Source organism: Streptomyces sp. DSM 116795 (assembly GCF_055792905.1).
In genome coordinates this window covers 4,746,837-4,765,270 of sequence record NZ_CM147707.1, presented here as the reverse complement: position 1 = coordinate 4,765,270, position 18,434 = coordinate 4,746,837, and the positions used below count along the sequence as shown (strand labels likewise).

15 protein-coding genes are annotated in these 18,434 nt (G+C 72.3%); 6 read left to right on the top strand and 9 right to left on the bottom strand.

The features are described 5' to 3' along the window. Positions 1-12: 12 nt before the first annotated feature. A complete protein-coding gene (locus ACSMXX_RS20565) occupies positions 13-1,023 on the bottom strand; it encodes an alpha/beta hydrolase (protein WP_473180172.1) in 1,011 nt (336 codons plus the stop codon). A gap of 163 nt (positions 1,024-1,186) precedes the next feature. Beyond that, a complete protein-coding gene (locus ACSMXX_RS20560; RefSeq protein ID WP_473180171.1) occupies positions 1,187-2,689 on the bottom strand; it encodes a peptide MFS transporter in 1,503 nt (500 codons plus the stop codon). A gap of 539 nt (positions 2,690-3,228) precedes the next feature. Between ACSMXX_RS20560 and ACSMXX_RS20555 the strand changes: the two genes are divergently transcribed. Together ACSMXX_RS20555 and ACSMXX_RS20550 are read left to right on the top strand one after the other, a co-directional pair. Further along, on the top strand, positions 3,229-3,909 hold the full coding sequence (locus ACSMXX_RS20555) for a response regulator transcription factor (protein ID WP_473180170.1): 681 nt from the start codon (positions 3,229-3,231) through the stop codon (positions 3,907-3,909). A 22-nt stretch (positions 3,910-3,931) separates the two neighbouring features. Beyond that, positions 3,932-5,215: an ATP-binding protein gene (locus ACSMXX_RS20550; protein ID WP_473180169.1), complete on the top strand. Its 1,284-nt coding sequence runs from the start codon at positions 3,932-3,934 to the stop codon at positions 5,213-5,215. Here ACSMXX_RS20550 and ACSMXX_RS20545 read toward each other — a convergent pair. Beyond that, entirely contained in the window at positions 5,129-5,665 is a 537-nt protein-coding gene (locus ACSMXX_RS20545; RefSeq protein ID WP_473180168.1) for a GtrA family protein, read from the bottom strand. The genes ACSMXX_RS20550 and ACSMXX_RS20545 overlap by 87 nt on opposite strands. Positions 5,666-5,859: 194 nt before the next feature. On the opposite strand from ACSMXX_RS20545, the gene ACSMXX_RS20540 reads away from it, so the two are divergent. From ACSMXX_RS20540 to ACSMXX_RS20530, 3 genes are read left to right on the top strand one after another with little or no spacing between them, the layout of a single operon-like run. After that, positions 5,860-7,131, top strand: a complete 1,272-nt coding sequence (locus tag ACSMXX_RS20540) for a 5-(carboxyamino)imidazole ribonucleotide synthase (RefSeq protein ID WP_473180167.1) — start codon at positions 5,860-5,862, stop codon at positions 7,129-7,131. Beyond that, complete coding sequence (gene purE, locus ACSMXX_RS20535) at positions 7,128-7,664, top strand: 5-(carboxyamino)imidazole ribonucleotide mutase (protein WP_473180166.1); 537 nt, start codon at positions 7,128-7,130, stop codon at positions 7,662-7,664. Before ACSMXX_RS20540 ends, purE begins: the two co-directional genes overlap by 4 nt. Next, complete coding sequence (locus ACSMXX_RS20530) at positions 7,664-8,875, top strand: dipeptidase (protein ID WP_473180165.1); 1,212 nt, start codon at positions 7,664-7,666, stop codon at positions 8,873-8,875. Before purE ends, ACSMXX_RS20530 begins: the two co-directional genes overlap by 1 nt. A gap of 50 nt (positions 8,876-8,925) precedes the next feature. On the opposite strand, the gene ACSMXX_RS20525 is transcribed toward ACSMXX_RS20530, so the two are convergent. Then, positions 8,926-9,444 (bottom strand): ATP-binding protein, encoded by a 519-nt coding sequence (locus tag ACSMXX_RS20525; RefSeq protein ID WP_473180164.1) that lies wholly within the window; start codon positions 9,442-9,444, stop codon positions 8,926-8,928. 512 nt (positions 9,445-9,956) lie between these two features. Then, complete coding sequence (locus ACSMXX_RS20520) at positions 9,957-10,337, bottom strand: STAS domain-containing protein (protein ID WP_473180163.1); 381 nt, start codon at positions 10,335-10,337, stop codon at positions 9,957-9,959. Positions 10,338-10,597: 260 nt separating this feature from the next. Between ACSMXX_RS20520 and ACSMXX_RS20515 the strand changes: the two genes are divergently transcribed. Then, the gene (locus ACSMXX_RS20515; RefSeq protein ID WP_473180162.1) at positions 10,598-11,539 is read left to right on the top strand and encodes an RNA polymerase sigma factor SigF; all 942 of its coding nucleotides are present in this window, start codon (positions 10,598-10,600) and stop codon (positions 11,537-11,539) included. Between the two features lie 149 nt (positions 11,540-11,688). Here ACSMXX_RS20515 and hutI read toward each other — a convergent pair whose 3' ends face one another. The 4 genes from hutI to hutU all read right to left on the bottom strand — a co-directional run bounded on the left by hutI (position 11,689) and on the right by hutU (position 18,421). Continuing rightward, positions 11,689-12,867 carry an imidazolonepropionase gene (gene hutI / locus ACSMXX_RS20510; RefSeq protein WP_473180161.1) on the bottom strand — a complete coding sequence of 393 codons (1,179 nt, stop codon included), beginning with the start codon at positions 12,865-12,867 and terminating at the stop codon, positions 11,689-11,691. Between the two features lie 978 nt (positions 12,868-13,845). Then, the gene (locus tag ACSMXX_RS20505; RefSeq protein ID WP_473180160.1) at positions 13,846-15,246 is read right to left on the bottom strand and encodes a formimidoylglutamate deiminase; all 1,401 of its coding nucleotides are present in this window, start codon (positions 15,244-15,246) and stop codon (positions 13,846-13,848) included. Beyond that, positions 15,243-16,502 (bottom strand): allantoate amidohydrolase, encoded by a 1,260-nt coding sequence (locus ACSMXX_RS20500; RefSeq protein WP_473184881.1) that lies wholly within the window; start codon positions 16,500-16,502, stop codon positions 15,243-15,245. Before ACSMXX_RS20500 ends, ACSMXX_RS20505 begins: the two co-directional genes overlap by 4 nt. Positions 16,503-16,729: 227 nt before the next feature. After that, positions 16,730-18,421: a urocanate hydratase gene (gene hutU, locus ACSMXX_RS20495; protein WP_473180159.1), complete on the bottom strand. Its 1,692-nt coding sequence runs from the start codon at positions 18,419-18,421 to the stop codon at positions 16,730-16,732. Positions 18,422-18,434: the final 13 nt, after the last annotated feature.

Genomic DNA, 18,434 nt, shown 5'->3' with positions numbered 1-18,434 from the left:
CCGGCGCCGGCCTCAACCGCGGCCGCCGCCGCGCTGGGCGACGCCGGACACCGGTGTGCGTGCCGCGATCCAGCTCATCACCATCCGCTCGACACCGGGCCTGTTCAGGAGCCCGCCGCCGTGCTCCGCGCCCGGCACCGTCGCGACGGTGACGTCGCCCGGCGCCATGCCGCGCCGCAGCTCGGCCGCGCGGAGCGCCTCCGAGTGCGCGACGGGTACGAAGTCGTGCCGGGAGTGGACCAGCAGCATGGGCGGATCGTCGCCGCCGGAGGCGTGCTCCGTCGCCGACATGTCCTGCCACACGCGCCGGCACAGCCCGGCCTTGTCCTGCCTCCCGCGCTCCTGCTTCCCTCTCCCCTGCTTCCCCCGCTCCTGCTTCCCGCGAGGCGGGTCGGGCTCACAGCCCGCCAGCCGCGCGGCGTTGGCGCGCAGCACCGCCATGCCCGCGCTGTCGCCGTCGGGTGCGTTCGCGGTGCTCCAGGAGCGGTACGGGTCGACCACCGGGGAGAGCGCGACGACCCCGGCGAGGTGCCGGCGCCCCGCCCCGTACGTACCGGCGCTCGTGGCGAGCTGCCCGCCCGCCGAGGAGCCGAGGAGGACGATCCGGTGCGGGTCCACGCCGAAGTGCCGTGCGCGCTGCCTGATCCAGCGCACGGCGCGCAGCACGTCCTCGCGCTGGGCGGGCCAGGAGGCGTCGGTGTTGCGGCGGTAGCCGAGGTTGAAGACGGCGGGGCCGGCGCCGGCGATCCGCCGGGCCCACCTGTTCCACCCGGCCGACCTGTCCTGGTACCAGAAGCCCCCGTGCACGATGACGACGCCCGTACGGAGCGGACCGGGGCGTGCCGCGTTCCCGTCGCTGACTGCGACCAGCTTCTGCCGCGGCAGCGGTCCGTAGGAGTACGTGCGACGCTCCGATTCCGGCCGGGACTGCCCGGGCCCGCGCTCCTGGCCGCCGCGCACCACGGGCGACGTGCAGAGAATCAGCGCCAGACATGTCACGAGGACGACGGGGAGTCTGTGCACGTCACCAGCGTCAGGGCCGCTCGTCCAAGCCGCAACAGCACTCTCCGTGACCGGAAGCCGCCGGCCGGACATGCGGCGGCCCCGGCTCCGCGAGTACGGAACCGGGGCCGCCGGACAGACGCAGGACAGGCCGCTGGAAGCCCGCCGCGCACGCGGCGCGGTGCTACTTCACAGTGCCCAGCAGCGGATTGATCCGCTTGCGGGCCGCCAGGAAGACGAAGCCCGCGAGGGCCGCTAGCACGCCCTGGACCGCGAAGCTCGTCGTGCTGCTCGCCGCGTCGCCGAGTACGAGCTGGACGATCGCGAAGACGCAGTCGCCGGCGGTGACCGCCAGGAACCACACGCCCATGAGCTGGCTCGCGTACTTGGCGGGCGCCAGCTTCGTCGTGACCGACAGCCCGACCGGCGAGAGGCACAGCTCCGCGACGGTCTGCAGCAGGTAGACGGTGATCAGCCACAGCGGAGTGACCTTGTCGCCGCCGGAGGCCGAGGCGATGGCCAGCATCATCACGCCGAAGGAGACGCCGATGCCGATCAGGCCGAAGGAGAACTTCGTCGTCGTGGCCGGATTGCGGCTGCCGAGCTTCACCCACAGCGCGGCCAGCACCGGGGCAATGATCATCACCCACAGCGGGTTGACCGACTGGAACCAGCTCGTGGGGAACTCGATCCCCAACAGGTCGGTCGAAGTGCTCTTCTCGGCGAACAGGTTCAGCGTCGAGCCGGCCTGGTCGAAGATCATCCAGAAGATGGCGGCCGCGACGAAGAACCAGATGTAGCCACTGAGCTTCTTCCGCTCTTCCTCGGTGACCTCGCGGTCGCGGCGCATCTTCACGAAGTAGTACGTGGGCAGCACCAGGCCCGCGATGCTCAGCGGCCACAGCACCCAGTCGATGGTGAAGGCCTCGGCGAGCACGACGGCCGTGTAGAAGACGCCGACCACGGCGGCGGCGATCAGGGTGTTGCGGATCGCCTTGTTGCGCTCGCTCACATCCAGCGGCTGCGGTACGACGCTGGACTGCGCAGGCAGCTGCCGGGTGCCGATCAGGAACTGGATCAGGCCCAGGGCCATGCCGACCGCGGCCAGGCCGAAGCCCAGGTGCCAGCTGACCTTCTGGCCCGCCCAGCCGATCAGCAGCGGGGCGGCGAACGCACCGATGTTGATCCCCATGTAGAAGACGGTGAATCCGCCGTCCCTGCGGGGGTCGTTGGGGCCCGCGTAGAGGTGGCCGACCATCGTGGAGATGTTGGCCTTCAGCAGACCGGAGCCGACGCCGATGAAGACGAGCCCGGCGAAGAAGAGCGCGTTGACGCCGGTGGCCAGCAGCGCGTGGCCGATCATGATCACGAACGCGGATATGGAGACCGTCTTGCGCGGCCCCCAGACGCGGTCGCCGAGCCAGCCGCCCGGCATCGCCATCAGATAGACGGTGGCGTTGTAGACCGAGTAGAGCGCCACGGCGGTGGCCGAGGCCATGCCCATGCCGCCCTCGGAGACGGCGGCCGTCAGATAGAGGACGAGCAGGGCGCGCATTCCGTAGAAGCTGAAGCGCTCCCACATCTCGGTCATGAAGAGGGTGGCGAGACCGCGGGGGTGACCGAAGAAGGTCTTGCCGTCGGCCGCAGGCGGTTGCTGCGGCGCGTCCTTGGACGTTGTGGACGCCATGTGGGGGGTTTCCTCGCTGTGTGAGAAGGGGGCCGGTGCCGGCCGCCGGCAAGGTGCGCAGGCGTCCGGTACAGCCCCGCGTGCTTCTCACAGCGCAGGGCCCGGCACTGGGGACAGTGAGCTGGTGCGGCTTCCGCCGTACGTCCCCGAGGCCGGGAGGTGACGGGAGGGTCTTTGCGTACGGACGTTCCTGAGGTCCGGGCAGAGGGGGACCGGATCGTACGCGTGCTCGTCCGCCCCCTCGGCGGAAGTCCGCCGCCGGACCGGCCGGCCGAGGCGCTGGGCGCAGACGGCCGACGACACAGGATCACCACCGCACTGACTCCGCCGGGGTCCGTCCGTCCCCTGGGTGATCACGCCGGAAGTCGGCTCACCATACGTCACGGGGGTACTGGTAACGGAAGGGATTGGGAGCGAGATCACAGGCACTGGGGGTAAATTCCCAGTCAATTCGAAGGTAACGAGTTCGCATCTCCGACGATCTGCGCTGGTTGGCAGGGACCGGCCTTACGCTCGGCGACGAGGACTACCATCGGGCCATGACCCGTGTACTGCTCGCCGAGGACGACGCCGCGATCTCGGAGCCCCTGGCCCGCGCGCTGCGCCGTGAGGGATACGAGGTCGAGGTGCGCGAGGACGGCCCCGGAGCGCTCGACGCAGGACTCAAGGACGGCATCGACCTGGTGGTGCTCGATCTCGGTCTGCCCGGCATGGACGGCCTGGAGGTCTGCCGCCGGCTGCGCAACGAGGGACACACCTTCCCCGTGCTCGTCCTCACCGCGCGCGCCGACGAGGTCGACACCGTTGTCGGCCTGGACGCGGGCGCCGACGACTACGTCACCAAGCCGTTCCGCCTGGCCGAGCTGCTCGCGCGGGTACGTGCTCTGCTGCGCCGGGGCGCGGCCGCCGAACCCGCCGCGCCGCCCGCCACCCACGGCGTGCGCATCGACGTCGACTCGCACCGGGTGTGGATGGGCGAGGACGAACTGCAGCTGACGGCCAAGGAGTTCGACCTGCTGCGGGTCCTCGTGCGGGACGCCGGCCGGGTCGTCACCCGCGACCAGCTCATGCGCGAGGTCTGGGACACCACGTGGTGGTCGTCCACCAAGACCCTGGACATGCACATCTCCTGGCTCCGCAAGAAGCTCGGCGACGACGCCGCCAACCCGCGCTACATCGCCACCGTGCGAGGCGTCGGGTTCCGCTTCGAGAAGAGCTGAGAGACGGCGTGGAGGGCTGCACGTGCGCCGCAGGCTGATCCTCTCGACGCTGGCCGTCGTGCTCGTCGTGGTCGCCGTCTTCGGCATCTCCCTGATCCTCGTCGAGTCCCGCTCCATCGAGAACAGCGCCCGCGACAGCGTGAAGTCGGAGGCCGTACAGCTGGTCTCCGTCGTGGAGAGCCGCATCGTCGCCGGGGAGCAGGTGTCTCCCGCGACCATGAACAACGCCGTGCCCGAGAACCGCCACGTCCGCATCGACGTGCCGGGAAAGAAGACCATCACCCTGGGGCAGCGCCCCGAGGGCAAGGTCATCGAGGCGTCGCAGACCGGCGCTCACGGCGAGCGCATCACCGTACGGCAGGGATACAGCACGGTTCAGGACGAGCTCGGCCGTACGCTGCTGATCATCCTCGCCGTCGCGCTGCTCGCCGTCGCTGCCGCCGCCATCCTCGCCGTACGCCAGGCGCACCGCGTCGCCGCTCCGCTCACCGACCTCGCCGAGACCGCCGAGCGCCTCGGCTCGGGCGATCCCCGTCCCCGGCACCGGCGCTACGGCGTACCCGAACTGGACCGCGTGGCCGACGTGCTGGACGGCAGCGCGGACCGGATCGGCCGGATGCTGACGGCCGAGCGCCGGCTCGCCGCGGACGCCTCGCATCAGTTGCGTACGCCGCTGACCGCTCTGTCGATGCGGCTGGAGGAGATCATCGCCACCGCCGACACCGACGACCCGGACGACCGGGCGACCGTCAAGGAGGAGGCGACGATCGCGCTGGCCCAGGTCGAGAGGCTCACCGACGTCGTGCAGCGTCTGCTGACCAACTCCCGCGATCCGCGGTCCGCTTCGGCCGTCGGTCTCGACCTCGACGAGGTGATCAAGCAGCAGGTGGAGGAGTGGAAGCCCGCCTACAGAAGCGCGGGACGCGCGATCGTACGTTCCGGAAAGCCCGGGCTGCGGGTCGTGGGCACGCCGGGCGCGATCGCGGGAGTGCTGGCGACGCTCATCGAGAACTCCCTGATGCACGGGGCCGGCCGGGTCGCGCTGCGTACCCGCGTGACCGGCAACCAGGTCGTCGTGGAGGTGACGGACGAAGGCCCCGGCGTGGACTCCGAGCTGGGATCGCGCGTCTTCGAACGGACCGTCAGCGGCCACAACTCCACCGGCCTCGGACTCGCCGTCGCCCGCGATCTGGCGGAGGCCGACGGCGGCCGGCTGGAGCTACTTCAGCATCACCCGCCGGTTTTTGCCCTCTTCCTCAGCCGGGAGACCGTCGCCCGAGGCGGAACCGGCGAGAATGCGGCCTGAACGGGAGCGGAAGACCCAGGTGCGGTACGTCCAGAAGCGGAAGACCGTGCCGATGCCGAGTCCGACGACGTTCTTCGCGATGTTGTCCGCGAGCGGCGAGGTGTAGTCCAGACCGTAGTGGGAGACGGCGAGGACGGCGTTCTCGATGACGAGCGCGATGCCGCTGAAGAAGAAGAAAAGGACCGTCTCGCGGTGGATCTGGCGCTTGTCGGTGTGCCGGTACGTCCAGTAGCGGTTGCCGAGGTAGTTGGTGCCGATCGCGACGACCTGGGAGATCACACCCGAGCGGATGGGCGCCAACTGAAAAGTGTGGATGCACAGATTGAAGACGGCCACGTTCACCAGGAAACCGACCGCGCCCACGGCGCCGAACTTCGCCGCCTCGCGGACGAGCCGTTCGAGCCGGGTGCGCAGCCCTCTGAGCGTGCGTGCCGCACTCCAGTCACCCATGGTGCCGATTCCCCGTTCCGGTCGCCGTCGTCCTTCCCCCAGGCCACATGCTAACCAGCACGCATCAGCTCTCGCAGCGCAGCGAAGCGCGGGCCCGTGCGGGCAGGACACCGGGCGGCGCGTCGGCCTGCGGGCCGTCTGCCGTGCATTCCACGGCGGCCGCTGCCGCGCTTCGTACGGTCACCCACCGCGCTATGCGTGGAGACGCGTGCGGATACGCTGAGGTTGTGACGTTCCCCGTAGTCGGCATGGTCGGTGGCGGCCAGCTAGCCCGCATGACCCATGAGGCGGGCATCCCGCTCGGCATCAGATTCAGGCTTCTGTCCGACACCCCGCAGGACTCCGCGGCGCTGGCCGCGCGCGACGTGGTGGTCGGCGATCACCGCGATCTCGCCACTCTGCGTGACTTCGCTCGCGGCTGCGACGTGATCACCTTCGACCACGAGCACGTACCGACCGAGCACCTGCGGGCGCTGGAGGCGGACGGCATCCCGGTACGGCCCGGTCCCGACGCGCTGGTGCACGCCCAGGACAAGGGCGTCATGCGGGCGCGGCTCGACAGCCTCGGCGTGCCATGCCCGCGGCACCGCATCGTGCGGGATCCGGCTGCCGTAGCGGCGTTCGCGGCGGAGACGGCAACAGCCGCGTTCGCGGCGGAGACGGCGCGAGGCCCGTCCGCGAAGGAGCCGGATGCGGCGGCCGGGGAGTCGGCCGGCGGGGCTGCCGGTGCCCGCTTCCCCGTACCCGTGGTGCTGAAAACGGTGCGCGGCGGCTATGACGGCAAGGGCGTCTGGGTCGTGCGCACCGCCGCCGAGGCGGCCGTCCCCTTCAAGGCGGGGGTGCCCGTGCTGGCCGAGGAGAAGGTCGACTTCGCACGCGAGCTCGCCGCCTGCGTGGTGCGCTCGCCGCACGGGCAGGCGGTCGCGTACCCCGTCGTGGAGTCCGTCCAGGTGGGCGGCGTATGCGACACGGTGATCGCGCCGGCACCCGGCCTTCCGGGTGACGAGGCCGTACGGGCGCAGGAGATGGCGCTGCGGATCGCCCAGGAACTCGGCGTCGTCGGGCACATGGCGGTGGAGCTCTTCGAGACGCGCGACGGGCGCGTGCTCGTGAACGAGCTGGCGATGCGCCCGCACAACTCCGGTCACTGGACCCAGGACGGCGCGGTCACCTCGCAGTTCGCCAACCACCTGCGCGCCGTGCTCGACCTCCCGCTCGGCGATCCGCGCCCCCGCGCGCCCTGGACGGTGATGGCCAACGTGCTCGGCGGCGACTACCCGGACATGTACTCGGCGTACCGCCACTGCATGGCCCGCGACCCGCAGTTGAAGATCCACATGTACGGCAAGGACGTGAAACCCGGCCGCAAGGTCGGCCACGTCAACACCTACGGCGACGACCTGGCCGACGTACGCGAACGCGCCGCACACGCCGCCGGATACCTGCGAGGAACGATCACGGAATGACGTCTGAATCCCCGCTCGTCGGCCTCGTCATGGGCTCCGACTCCGACTGGCCCGTCATGGAGGAAGCCGCCAAGGCGCTGGACGAGTTCGAGGTGCCCTACGAGGCGGACGTGGTCTCCGCGCACCGTATGCCGCGCGAGATGGTGACGTACGGAGAGGAGGCCGCCGCACGCGGACTCCGCTCGATCATCGCGGGCGCCGGCGGCGCCGCCCATCTGCCCGGCATGCTCGCCTCGGTGACACCGCTGCCGGTGATCGGCGTGCCGGTGCCGCTGAAGTACCTGGACGGCATGGACTCCCTGCTCTCCATCGCGCAGATGCCCGCGGGCGTGCCCGTCGCGACGGTCTCGGTGGGCGGCGCGCGCAACGCGGGCCTGCTGGCCGTACGGATGCTCGCGGCGGCCGACCCCGAACTGCAGGAGCGCATGCGGCGGTTCCAGGACGAGCTGAACGAGGAGGCGACCGAGAAGGGCCGCCGGCTGCGCAGCAAAGTGGCCGCCGGCCGGGCCGGTTTCGGCTTCGGGGGCAGCTGATGGCCGGCGGCGGAGCGGCTGTTGATCCGGCCCTGCTGGCACGGGCGCGCGAACTGCTCGCGGGGCACCCGGTGGTGGACGGGCACAACGATCTGCCGTGGGCGCTGCGCACGCAGGTCGCCTACGACATCTCGCGCCGCGACATCTCCCTCGACCAGTCGGCGCATCTGCACACCGACATTCCGCGGCTGCGGGCGGGCGGCGTGGGCGCCCAGTTCTGGTCGGTTTACGTCAGCACGGAGCTGGCCGGGGACGCCGCCGTGAGCGCCTGTCTCGAACAGATCGATGCCGTACGGCAGTTGACGGACCGGTACCCGGCGGATCTCCGGCTCGCGTTCTCCGCGGACGGCATGGAGAAGGCGCGCTCCGAGGGCCGCATCGCCTCGCTGATGGGCGCCGAGGGCGGGCACTCCATCGCCAACTCCCTTGCCACGCTGCGCGCGTTGCACGAGCTGGGCGTGCGCTACATGACGCTCACGCACAACGACAACACCGACTGGGCGGACTCGGCGACGGACGAGCCGCGCCACGGCGGCCTCACCCGCTTCGGCGAGGAGGTCGTACGGGAGATGAACCGGTCCGGGATGCTCGTCGACCTCTCACACGTCGCGGCCACCACGATGCGGGACGCACTGCGCGTCAGCGAGGCGCCCGTGATCTTCTCGCACTCCTCGGCCCGCGCGGTGTGCGACCACCCGCGCAACATCCCCGACGACGTGCTGGAGGCGCTGCCGCGCAACGGCGGTGTGGCGATGGCGACGTTCGTGCCGAAGTTCGTCCTGCCTGCGGCCGTCGCGTGGACGAAGGCCGCCGAGGACAATATGCGCGCGCACGGCCTGCGTCCGCTGGACACCGGCGAGGAAGGCATGCGCGTACACCGGGCGTACGAACGGGAGCACCCGCGTCCTCTCGCGGACGCCGGCACCGTCGCGGACCATCTGGACCACATGCGCGAGGTCGCCGGCATCGACCACCTCGGCATCGGCGGCGACTACGACGGCACGGCGTTCGTGCCGTCGCAGCTGGAGGACGTCTCCGGCTATCCGAACCTCGTCGCCGAACTGCTGGGGCGCCGCTGGTCGGAGGAGGACCTGGCGAAGCTGACGTGGCGGAACGCGGTGCGGGTGCTGGGCGACGCGGAAGCGGTCGCACGGGAGTTGCGCGGCAGGCGCGGGCCCTCGGTCGCGATGATCGGCGCGCTGGACGGGTAGAGCCCGTCCGGCTCGGCCAGCCGAACGCGGCGCGTGGGTGCGGTTCAGGTTCAGCCCGGTGCGGCCAGCTCCGCCCAGACCGTCTTGCCCAGGCCCTCCGGGTTGCGGACGACGCCCCAGTCCAGGCAGAGGCGCTGCACGATGAACATGCCGTGCCCGCCCGGGCGTCCGGCACGGTGCGGCGTACGCGGCGCGGGCGAACCGCTGCCCTGGTCGACGATCTCCAGGCGCAGCACCTCGGCGCCGCTGCCGACGCGCAACTCCTCGGGCCCGTCCGCGTGCAGGCACGCGTTCGTGACCAACTCGGAGACGACCAGCAGGACATCCTCGGCGGCGGCACGCTGGTCACCGGTGGCGGCGGGCAGCCAGCCCCAGTCCTGCAGCGCCTGGCGTACGAAGTCACGGGCACGGGGCACGGCACCGCTGACGCCGACCAGGCGCAGCCTGCGCACCTGGCGCATCGGATGACCCTTCCCGGTCTCTCCCTGTGCGGACTTGCCGGTCTGCTGCGCCGCCGCCGGGGCGGTGTGCGATGCGGCAGCGGCCGTTGAGACGCCTTCCGGCTGCACGGACGGGCCTGACGGACCGGACGGGACGGAGGGACCGGACGGGCCACTCCCGCCGGCACCGCCAGCTGAACCGTCCTGATCGGCTTGGGCTGTCTTGCCCTGCGCACCGGGCCGCTCGGGCCCGCCGGCGGCACCCGCCGCTCCGGACGGCCCCGACGATGCCCCGGACATGCCTGTCAAGGCCCCGGCCCCGGCGCTCCCGGCCCCGGACGGAGCTGCCGCCGTCGCGGCGCCCTCAGGCTCCGGACCGCAGTCGCCCGCCGGAGACGGCCGGGTGGTGCTCATCAGTGGTTCACCTCACCGATCACCGATAGTGCCTCTCGTCGCCGCGTGCCAGGCCGGCGAGCAGCAGCATCGCGAGTGTCTGACTGTCCATTTGGGACTGTCCATCTGGGCTGGCTCAGAGGATCTCCTGCCCTACGGAACCGTGAGAACACCCACTGATGCCGGCCGAGTGATGTGACACGTGTAACTCCCGCGTAGCGGCCCGTACACACGCCCGGCGAACCGCATCACGCCTCCGCCACATTGGCCAGTGCGGCATCGAGGTCGTCGTGGAGCGTGAACACCGCGCTCGCGCCCGTGATCTCGAAGACACGGGCGACGACCGGCAGCATCCCCGCCAGGTGAACGCCTCCACCGGCGGACTCGGCCTGCAGCCGCGCCCCGAGCAGCACGTTCAACCCGGTGGAATCGCAGAACTGCAGCCCCGCGCAGTCCACCACCAGCCGGCTGCCGCCGTCCGCGAGCGCCTGCTCCAGCGCCTCGCTGAACAGGTCCGCGGTGTGGTGATCGAGCTCTCCCTCGGGAGTCACGACGGCACTGCCCCCCTGGTGCCGTACGTCGACCGTCAGCCGACCCCGGCTCGTGCTGCCGGGCATCCCGCGGTCCATGTACACCCCTCTTGATCGCCAAAGCGCCGTCTCTTCTGCCCCCGTGAACCGACTCGAACCCTACGCCTTCACCGGCAGTACCGGTAGACGAACAACCCACACATTGGGGCAAATTCGGACATTAAGCACTTGCCATGCACGTACGCGAGCGGGTAGGCGTATAGGAATACAGAAACACGTTGGCTTTGGAGGCGCCGCACCTTCGTAGTGCACGTCACGGCTTCGGCAGCCATATGCCGAGAATGATGGAGGACACCACAATGTCACCCAGGCTCGATCAAGGGATACCGGACACCGTCACCGGCCCGGCCCTCCCGGAACAGCTCGGCGAAGAGCAGTTCGGCCCGGTCGAGGTGCCGGAACCCACGAGCCCGGAAGCGGTCGAGGAGATATTCGACCAGCTCCAGCTCCCGGAGATCCCACCGTACGACGAGGTGGGCCCGGTCGATGCGCGGGCCATGTCGAAGACGCTCTTCAAGCGGCTCGAGAAGCTGGACGAGGGCACCCACGAGTTCGCGTACGTACGCAACACGCTGGTCGAACTCAACCTGGCCCTGGTGAAGTTCGCGGCCTCCCGCTTCCGCTCCCGCAGCGAGCCGATGGAGGACATCGTCCAGGTGGGCACGATCGGCCTGATCAAGGCGATCGACCGGTTCGACCTGGACCGTGGTGTCGAGTTCCCGACGTTCGCCATGCCGACGATCGTCGGTGAGATCAAGCGCTTCTTCCGTGACACCTCCTGGTCCGTACGCGTCCCGCGCCGCCTTCAGGAGCTCCGCCTGGACCTGGCCAAGGCCGGCGACGAACTGGCCCAGAACCTCGACCGCGCACCCACGATGGAGGAGCTGGCCGAGCGGCTGGACATCTCCGTCGAGGAGGTCGTCGAGGGCATGGCGGCGAGCAACGCCTACACCGCCAGCTCTCTTGACGCGCAGCCCGAGGAGGACGACAGCGAGGGCGCGCTCGCGGACCGCATCGGCTACGAGGACAACGGCCTCGAGGGCATCGAGTACGTCGAGTCCCTCAAGCCGCTGATCGCCGAACTCCCGGCCCGCGACCGCACGATCCTCTCGCTGCGGTTCGTCGCCAACATGACCCAGAGCGAGATCGGCGAGGAGCTCGGCATCTCCCAGATGCACGTCTCCCGTCTGCTCTCCCGCACGCTGAACAGGCTGCGCAAGGGCTTGATGATCGACGAGTGACCTGGGCCCCGCGCCTCGCGCGGGCCCTCGGAGAACACACGAGCGGGCCGCTCCGGTTCTGAACCGGGGCGGCCCGCTTCGTCGTTGTGACCCCCGGAGGCCCGGGCCCGGGCCCGAGCCGGGGCCGGCCCGGGCAGTGACGTGCGCAGTCACATGGGGACGGGGATTCCCCGGTGCCAGACCCGGGTGGTGAGAGGGACGCCCGGGCGGTAGGCGAGGTGGACGTGGGAGGGGGCGTCCAGCAGGGTCAGGTCGGCGCGGGCGCCGGGGCCGATGCGGCCGACGTCGGTGCGGCGAAGAGCGCGTGCACCGCCCGCCGTGGCCGACCAGACGGCCTCGTCCGGCGTCATCCCCATCTCCCGTACGGCGATGGCCACGCAGAACGGCATGGACGACGTGAACGACGAACCGGGATTGCAGTCCGTGGAGAGTGCGACCGTGGCGCCCGCGTCCAGCAGGCGGCGCGCGTCGGGATAGACGGCCCTCGTCGAGAACTCGCACCCGGGGAGCAGGGTGGCGACCGTGGCCTCCGCGCCGGCGAGGGCGTCCACGTCGGCGTCGCTGAGGTGTGTGCAGTGGTCGGCGGAGGCGGCGCCGAGTTCGACGGCGAGCCGGACGCCCGGCCCTTGAGAGAGCTGGTTGGCGTGGATGCGCGGGATGAGGCCCTTCGCCCGGCCCGCGGTGAGCACGGCACGGGCCTGGTCGCCGTCGAATGCGCCCTTCTCGCAGAAGACGTCGACCCAACGGGCGTACGGCGCACAGGCGTCCAGCATCGGCCCGGTGACGAGGTCGACGTAGCCGGCGGGATCGTCCGCGTACTCCGGGGCGACGATGTGGGCGCCCATGTACGTGACTTCGTCGGTGTACCCGGCGGCCACACGCAGCGCGCGGGACTCCTGCTCGGGGGTGAGGCCGTAGCCGGACTTGGTCTCCATGGTGGTGGTGCCCTGCCGGCGGGCCTCGTCGAGGAACCGGCCCAGGTTGCGCGCCAGTTCGCCGTCGGTGGCCTCGCGGGTCGCCGCGACGGTCGTACGGATGCCGCCGGCCGTGTAAGGGCGGCCGGACATGCGGGCGTTGAACTCGGCCGTACGGTCGCCTCCGAAGAGCAGATGGGAGTGGGAGTCGACGAAGCCGGGGAGTGCGGCGCGGCCTTCGGCGTCGTAAGCGGAGTCGGCCGCGGGTGCGTCGGCGGCCCGGCCCACCCAGGCGACCCGGTCGCCGTCGAGGACGACGGCGGCGTCCTCGACGAGGCCGAGCGGGCCGCCGTCGCCGAGGGCGGGGTCGTTGGTCACCAGGGATCGGATGTTCGTGACGACGGTGCTGGTCATGACTGGCTTCCTCGCGTGGTCGCTGGCGCTGTGCGTTCCTGATGGCTGCGGGCCCTCACGAGCGGGCCCGGCTCCCCCGGCGGGGATGCCTGCGGGCCCTCACGGGCCCGGCTCCCCGCGGCTCTTCCGTCCCGGCCCGGATCCTCCGGGGCGGGCGACGGCCCTCCGGGCGCCGGTCCTTCCCCGGGCGGTTCTCCCGGGTGCCGGTTGCTCCGGCCCCGGCTCCTCCAGGCGCCATCCCTCCGGGTGCCGGGGCCTCCGAGTGCCGGGGCATCGGGGCGGCGGTGCTTCCCCCGGCGGTTCTCCCGGGTCCCGGTTGCTCCGGCGCCGGACCCACCAGGCGCCATCCCTCCGAGTGCCGGGCTCTCCGGGCTCTGGCTCCACCGGGTACCGGTTCTCCCGGGCACCTGGCCCCCGTGCGGCGGGCCCACGGGGTGCCAGGCCCTCCCGGCGCAGGGTCTTCCGGGTTGGTTCTCCGCGTGGCGGTCTCCCGGCCGGGTTCCGTAAATGCGCACGGTCCGGCCCGCGGCGCCCGCGCCCGCGCGGGAAGGGTCCGCAACGGCGTCGCCAGCGTGTCCCGGAACGGCCCGGAGGCGTGCCGGCCGGGGCCGACGTGGCGGCGTCCCGGTCCGGCCAGGGACGCCGGAGCAGAGGCCGCGAAGCCCCATGGCCGCACCGCCGACGGCGACCCGAGCGGCACGACCGAGGGACAGCGGCCGACGGGCGGCCGGACCGCGCCTGCGTGCGATGACTCGGTGCGGCCACATGGGCGCCAGGACGCCGCAGGCCGGGCGCAGGGCCGCCAGGCCCGAAGGACGCAGCCCACGGCGGAGGGCGAAGTGCGGCGGGCCGGGCCGCGCCGGCGCGCGACGACTCGGTGCGGGCACCGGGGCGCCAGGACACCGGATGCCGGGAGCGAGGGCCGCCAGGCACCAGGGACGCAGCGCGCCGGCGGCGCCGGAGCGGGGCGGCCGGGCGTCAGTGGAGGGCACCAATGGCCTCGGAGAGGGACGCGGCGACGTCCGGGACGTGCGCGTGGCGGCCGTCCCGGACCACATGGCGGCCGCCGACGACCGTGTGGCGGATGTCGGCCGCCGTCGCCGCGAAGACCGCCGCCTCCGCGGCCATGCGCGGGGCGGGCCCCACCGTACGTACGGAGTCCAGGGAAACCGTCGTGAAGTCGGCGAGCATCCCGGCCTCCAGGCGGCCCGCCTCGGGCCAGCCGAGTGCCCGGTGCCCCTCCTCCGTCGCGGCGCGCAGGAGCTGGGCCGCCGTCCAGTGGCCGCGGGTTCGCGTACGCAGCCGCTCGTCCAGCTCCATCGCCCGCGCCTCCTCCAGGAGGTCGACGACGGCGTGGCTGTCGCTGCCCAGCGACAGCGTGGCGCCCGCGCGTTCCAGCCGGGGCGCGGGGCCGATGCCGTCGGCGAGGTCACGTTCGGTGGTCGGGCACATGCACACGCCGGCGGAGGCGTCGCCGAGCAGCTTGATGTCCTCGTCGGTCAGGTGGGTGGCGTGGACGGCCGTCGTACGGCGTCCCAGGACCCCGTGATCCGCCAGCAGCCGCGTGGGAGTGCAGCCGTGCGCCTGATGGCACGCGTCGTTCTCGGCGGTCTGCTCGGACAGATGGACGTGCAGCGGCGCCGACCGCTCCTCCGCCCACTCCACCACGGGGCCCAACTCCCGTGCGGGGACGGCCCGTACGGAGTGGATCGCGGCGCCGGTACGCGCGTGCCCGCCCTCCCCGGTGCGCAGCGCGGACGCACGCTCGGCCCATGCCGCGGCCGTGCCGTCGGAGAAGCGCAGCTGCTGCCGCCCGGGAGGCTCGCCGCGGCCGCCGCGGCCGAAGCCGGAGGCGAGGTAGGCCGTGTCGAGGAGGGTGATGCGGATTCCGGCGTCCGCGGCCGCCGCGATCAGCGCGTGGCCCATCGCGTTGGGGTCGTCGTACGGCTCGCCGCCGGGCGCGTGGTGCAGGTAGTGGAACTCGCCGACGCAGGTGATGCCCGCCAGCGCCATCTCCGCGTAGACGGCGCGGCCCAGGGCGTACGCCGAGTCGGGCGTGAGGCGGCCGGCGACCTGGTACATCAGCTCGCGCCAGGTCCAGAAGGTGCCGGAGCCGACCTGGACGGCGCCGCGCAGCGCCCGGTGGAAGGCGTGCGAGTGCGCGTTGGCGAGGCCGGGCAGGGTCAGGCCCCGCAGCGGTTCGGCGCCCTGCGGCGGTGCCCCGGCTCCCGTCCGTACGGCCGTGATCCTGCCGTCCGCGCCGGTCTCGATGAGGACCTCCGGCTCGACGGTGCCGTTCAGCCAGGCGGACGCGCACCAGTACGTACGCCCCGGCTCGGGACCCTCGTGGGACGGGTCCTCCCGGGAGGGGGATGTCATCGGCAGGCCAGCCCTTCCAGCACGTCGGCGAGTGCTCTCACCCCGGCCACGCAGTCGTCCTCGTCGGCGGATTCGGCGGGCGAGTGCGAGACGCCGGTGGGGTTGCGTACGTACAGCATCGCCGTCGGGACGGACGCGGAGAGGATTCCCGCGTCGTGCCCCGCGCCGGTCGGCAGCAGCGGGGCGCCGCCGAGCTGCCGCGCGATCCGGTCCCGCAGGCCGTGGGCGAACTCCACGACGGACGTGCGGGATTCGCGGGTGACGCCGACCCGGACGCCGTCCGCACGGGCGCGCCGCTGCGCCGCGCCCTCGATGCCCGCGACGACGGCGGCGAGGGTCTCCTCGTCCGCAGCGCGGGAGTCCAGCCAGCCCCGTACGAGGGAGGGGATGGCGTTGACGCCGTTGGGTTCGACGGCGACCTTGCCGAAGGTGGCGAGGGCCCCGGCGCGCTCCGCCTCCTCGCGGGCGGCGAGCACGGTGCCGGCGTAGGTGAGCATCGGGTCGCGGCGGTCCTCCAGCCGGGTGGTGCCGGCGTGGTTTGCCTCGCCGTGGAAGTCGAACCGCCAGCGGCCGTGCGGCCAGATCGCCGAAGCCACGCCCACGGGGCAGCCGCCCGGCCCGGCGGCAGTGTCCATGGCGGCCAAGGCGCCCAAGGCGGCCAGGGCGCGCGGGTCCGCGAGGGCACGGCCCTGCTCGACGTGGAGTTCGACGAACGCGCCGATGCGGGCGAGCCGTTCGGGATCGGGACCGATGGCGTCCGGGTCCTGCCCGGCGCGCTCCATGGCCTGCGGCAGGGTGACGCCGTCACCGTCGCGCAGCCCCCACGCGTGCTTCGCCGTCAGCCCGCCGACGCTGAGGCGGGAGCCGACGCACGCCAGCCCGAAGCGCGCGCCCTCCTCGTCGGTGAAGTTGACGATGCCCAGTGGCGCTGTGAAGTGGGCGCCTCTGGCCCGCAGTTCGTCGAGCGCGGCGAACGCGGAGACGATGCCCAGCGGGCCGTCGAAGGCGCCGCCGTCGGGGACCGAGTCCAGGTGGGAGCCGGTGACGACGGCGTTCCCGAGGGCGATCTCCTCCGCGCTCCGGACACCCAGCCACGCCCACTGGTTGCCGTTGCGGTCCGACTCGCAGGCCAGGCCGCGGGATTCGGCCTGGGCACGGAACCAGGCGCGGCAGTCGGTGTCCGCGCCGGTCCATGCGTAGCGGCGGTAGCCGCCGCTGTCCCGGTGCCGGCCCACGGGAGCGAGTTCGCGCCACATCTCATGGAACGAGGCAGGGCTCGCCGCCCGGCCGTCTCCCCCGCCGGCGCCCGCGCCGTCCGCGCGGTTCCCGCGCCGTCCGAAGTCCGGTACGGGCCGGCCGACGACCCTGCGGGGCTCCGGACGACGCTCCTCCGCGCCGTCCGCGCCCGCCGCGCCCTCGGCGCCTCCCGCGCCGCCCGCGCCCGCCGCGCCCTCGGCGCCTCCCGCTCCCGCGTCCCCCTCGGTCACGCGCCGGCCCCGCCTTCCCGGCCCTCCCGCATGGGCACCCGCACGCCCCGCTCGGCGGCGATCTCCTCGGCACGCTCGTATCCGGCGTCCACGTGGCGTACGACGCCCATGCCCGGGTCGTTCGTCAGCACCCGGCGCAGCTTCTCGCCCGCCAGCGCCGTCCCGTCGGCCACGGTGACCTGCCCGGCGTGGATCGAGCGGCCCATACCGACGCCGCCGCCGTGGTGGATCGAGACCCAGGTCGCCCCGGACGACGCGTTGACCATGGCGTTCAGCAGCGGCCAGTCGGCGATCGCGTCCGAACCGTCGCGCATCGCCTCGGTCTCCCGGTACGGGGAGGCCACCGAGCCGCAGTCCAGATGGTCGCGCCCGAGCACCAGCGGCGCCGAGAGCTCGCCGCTCGCCACCATGTCGTTGAAGCGCTCGCCCGCGCGGTCCCGTTCGCCGTAGCCGAGCCAGCAGATACGGGCCGGCAGCCCCTGGTAGTGCACGCGCTCACCGGCGAGCCTGATCCAGCGGGCGAGCGACTCGTTCTCGGGGGACTCGCTTGCGGGGAACATCTCGAGCAGCGCGCGGTCCGTCGCCTCGATGTCCTTCGGGTCGCCCGACAGCGCCGCCCAGCGGAAGGGGCCCTTGCCCTCGCAGAACAGCGGCCGGATGTAGGCCGGTACGAAGCCGGGGAAGTCGAACGCACGCCCATAGCCGTGCAATTGGGCCTCGCCCCGGATGGAGTTGCCGTAGTCGAAGACCTCGGCGCCCGCGTCCATGAAACCGACCATCGCCTCCACGTGCCGGGCCATCGACTCGCGTGCCCGCTGCGTGAAGTCGGCCGGCTTGTCCGCCGCGTACCGCGCCATGTCGTCGAAGTCGACTCCGACGGGGAGATAGGCGAGCGGATCGTGCGCGCTGGTCTGGTCGGTGACGATGTCGATCGGGGCGCCCCGCTCCAGCAGCTGCGGCACCACTTCGGCGGCGTTGCCGAGCACGCCGATGGACAGCGGGCGCCGCTCGTCGCGGGCGCTGACCGCCAACTCCAGTGCGTGGTCGAGCGAATGGGCCCGTACGTCCAGATAGCCGTGCCCGATGCGGCGCTCGATGCGGGACGGGTCGCACTCGACGCAGATGGCGACACCGTCGTTCATCGTCACGGCGAGCGGCTGCGCGCCGCCCATGCCGCCGAGCCCCGCGGTCAGCGTGATCGTGCCTGCGAGGGTTCCGCCGAACCTCTTCGCGGCGACGGCGGCGAACGTCTCGTACGTGCCCTGCAGGATTCCCTGCGTGCCGATGTAGATCCACGAACCGGCCGTCATCTGCCCGTACATGGTGAGCCCGAGGGCGTCCAGCCGCCGGAACTCCTCCCAATTGGCCCAGTCACCCACGAGGTTGGAGTTGGCGAGCAGCACGCGCGGCGCCCACTCGTGCGTACGCATGACGCCGACGGGACGGCCCGACTGCACCAGCATCGTCTCGTCGTCGCCGAGGGTGCGCAGCGTGCGGACCATGGCGTCGAAGGAACCCCAGTCGCGGGCGGCCTTGCCCGTACCGCCGTAGACGACGAGTTCGTCGGGGTGTTCGGCGACCTCGGGATCGAGATTGTTCTGCAGCATCCGCAGGGCGGCTTCCTGCGGCCACCCCCGGGCACTCAGTTCGCTGCCGCGCGGCGCCCGTACGGGTCGCGGTCCTGACATCTCCCGTGCCTCC

Coding starts and splice junctions, on each gene's coding strand:
- ACSMXX_RS20555 (WP_473180170.1), top strand. CDS start 3,229: ATGACCCGTGTACTGCTCGCCGAGGACGACGCCGCGATCTCGGAGCCC.
- ACSMXX_RS20505 (WP_473180160.1), bottom strand. CDS start 15,246: ATGACATCCCCCTCCCGGGAGGACCCGTCCCACGAGGGTCCCGAGCCG.
- ACSMXX_RS20545 (WP_473180168.1), bottom strand. CDS start 5,665: ATGGGTGACTGGAGTGCGGCACGCACGCTCAGAGGGCTGCGCACCCGG.
- ACSMXX_RS20515 (WP_473180162.1), top strand. CDS start 10,598: ATGTCACCCAGGCTCGATCAAGGGATACCGGACACCGTCACCGGCCCG.
- ACSMXX_RS20530 (WP_473180165.1), top strand. CDS start 7,664: ATGGCCGGCGGCGGAGCGGCTGTTGATCCGGCCCTGCTGGCACGGGCG.
- ACSMXX_RS20560 (WP_473180171.1), bottom strand. CDS start 2,689: ATGGCGTCCACAACGTCCAAGGACGCGCCGCAGCAACCGCCTGCGGCC.
- hutI (WP_473180161.1), bottom strand. CDS start 12,867: ATGACCAGCACCGTCGTCACGAACATCCGATCCCTGGTGACCAACGAC.
- ACSMXX_RS20500 (WP_473184881.1), bottom strand. CDS start 16,502: ATGTGGCGCGAACTCGCTCCCGTGGGCCGGCACCGGGACAGCGGCGGC.
- ACSMXX_RS20520 (WP_473180163.1), bottom strand. CDS start 10,337: ATGGACCGCGGGATGCCCGGCAGCACGAGCCGGGGTCGGCTGACGGTC.
- hutU (WP_473180159.1), bottom strand. CDS start 18,421: ATGTCAGGACCGCGACCCGTACGGGCGCCGCGCGGCAGCGAACTGAGT.
- ACSMXX_RS20540 (WP_473180167.1), top strand. CDS start 5,860: ATGCGTGGAGACGCGTGCGGATACGCTGAGGTTGTGACGTTCCCCGTA.
- purE (WP_473180166.1), top strand. CDS start 7,128: ATGACGTCTGAATCCCCGCTCGTCGGCCTCGTCATGGGCTCCGACTCC.